This is a genomic window from Streptomyces sp. NPDC054956, from assembly GCF_053609185.1.
On record NZ_JBSGXB010000581.1, the window covers coordinates 1 to 2,119 of the forward strand.

Annotated in this window: 1 pseudogene; it reads right to left on the minus strand. The window is 78.0% G+C overall.

Features of this window, described 5'->3' with window-relative positions:
• Positions 1 to 1,988, minus strand: a pseudogene (locus tag ACWGDE_RS38455) (hypothetical protein); the annotation flags it as partial.
• Positions 1,989 to 2,119 lie beyond the last annotated feature (131 nt).

Sequence of the window (2,119 nt, forward strand, 5' to 3'; positions counted from 1 at the left end):
GGACCGATCAGCCGGAGGGTTTCGCGGGCCGCCGCGGCCAGGCGTTCGTCCTCCCGCATCTCCTCGTCCTCGTCGCCGAGGTACACCGGGACGCGGACGCGCCGCTCCGTCTCCGCCCGCAGGGCCGGCACCGCCGGGGCCGCCGCGGGGCCCAGGCAGGCCAGGATCCGGCAGACGTACGGGCTCAGTTCCCCGCGCCCCACGTCGCTCAGGAACGCTTCCAGGGCCGGTCCGGCCCGCTCCTCCTCCACGTGCTGCCACAGGGTGCCGAGGAGTCGCGGGTGCGCGCGGGGGCCGGCGGCGGCGTTCTCCCTGAGGCGGGCGACGTGGTGCGGCTCCAGTCCGCCGTTGTCCGCGAGCCAGTCCAGGAGCAGGGCCGCCGTCCTGATCCCGCGCGGCCGGCCGTCCAGCCCCGCGAGGATCTCGTCCGCCCGCCGCCGGTCCCCCGAGATCCGGATCAGCGCCATCGGGGTCTGGCCGGACCGGGAGCCGTGCCCCTTCGCTGCCAGCGCGTCGATCAGGGGCAGCGCGGGGGCGGCCGCCGGGCCGACGGCCCCGAGCGCGCCCACCAGTCGGCTCGCCCGCCGGTCGAACGAGCCGTCCTCGGGCAGCCCGGCCAGCAACCGTACGAGCACGGGCACGGCAGGGGCCGCGGCGGCTCCGCACGCGCTCAGCACGACGAGCGCCGGCCCCTCCTCGTCCGCCCCCGACCGCCCGAGGGCCACCACGGCTGCCTCGACGAGCGGGGCGAGGTCCACACCGGGAACGCCGGCCAGCCCCCTCACGGCCTCCCCCGTCCCCCTCCCGCGACGCCCCGCCCGAACCATCCGGCACAACTCCGGCAACGCGCGCACGTCCCCGATCCGCGCGAGCGCGAGCGTGGCCGTCTCGCTCCGGGCGGGGGTTCGGCCGGGGGTGGCCGCTCCGCCCTGGGCGGGAGGCCCGCCTGGGGTGGCCGTCTCGCACCGGACGGGACTCCCACCGGGGGTAGACGCTTCGCCCTGGATGGGAGTCCCACCGGGGATGGCCGTTTCGCCCCGGACGGGAGTCCCGTCCGGGAGGGCCGCACCGTCCGAAGCGGGCGCCCGGTCCGGGGTAGCCGTCCCTCCCGTGGCGGGAGTTCCATCTGGGGAGGCCGTCTCGCCCCGGGCGGGGACCTGCTGCGCGAGTTCCTCCCGGCACAGCCGGGTGGCCTCCAGCGAGGCCCCGAGCACGTGCGCCGCGGCCGGGCCGGCCGAAGGGTCCGTCAGCAGCGGGCGCAGGTGCGGTACGAGCGCCGCGGGGGCCGCCCGCCAGTTCCGCATCGCCACGCCCGCCATGTCGACGGCCGCGAGCCGCGCCGCCGCCGTCGGCCGGGCCGCGAGCGCGGCGACCTGGGCGTAGCAGCTGGCCTCGGCATCGGAGCGCCGCGCGTTGAGCCCCCACACGGTCCCGATCCGCCACTCGACCCGGCCTCCGGGCCCGCCGATCCGGGCGCCGAAGGCATCGAGGTCCGCGAGGACCTCGTCGCCTTCGGGCGCCGGAGTGGCCCGCAGTCTGACCGCCGGATCGGGGTCGGTGCGCAGTCGGTCGGCGAGGCCGTCGCCGCCCGCCACGAGCAGGGCTTCGGCGAGCGCGAGCCGCGCCACGGGGTCGGGTGCGTCGGGTCCGTCCGCGGGGGCGGTCAGGAGTTCCTCGGCCCGCGCCCGGTCCGCCTCGGCCAACAGCCAGGCGGCCGCGCGCCGTACGCGCCCGTCGGGATCCGACAGCAGGAGCCGGCCGGTATCCGCGGCGCCCGTCCGACCGGAGGCGACGGACGCCAGGTCGGTGAGCAGCCGCACCACGCACAGTCGTACGTCGTCACGCACGTCGGTGACCAGAGAGGCGAGCCGTCTCGCCGCGGGGCCGCCCTCGCCGTCACGGCGAACGGCGTCGAAGACCGCACCGCGCGCCGCCCCGAAGGCGGTGCCCGTACGGTCGCGCCGGGCTTCTTCGAGCCAGGCGTCCACACAGTCGGCCGGGCCCGCGGGACCCGGCGGTCGGGGGCTCAAAGCCCCGGGCGCAGTACGCCCTTTCGCATCGTCATGCCGTGGATCATCACCGGCGGGCGGACCCGGCGCAACCTGTTTACCCGCGGTAG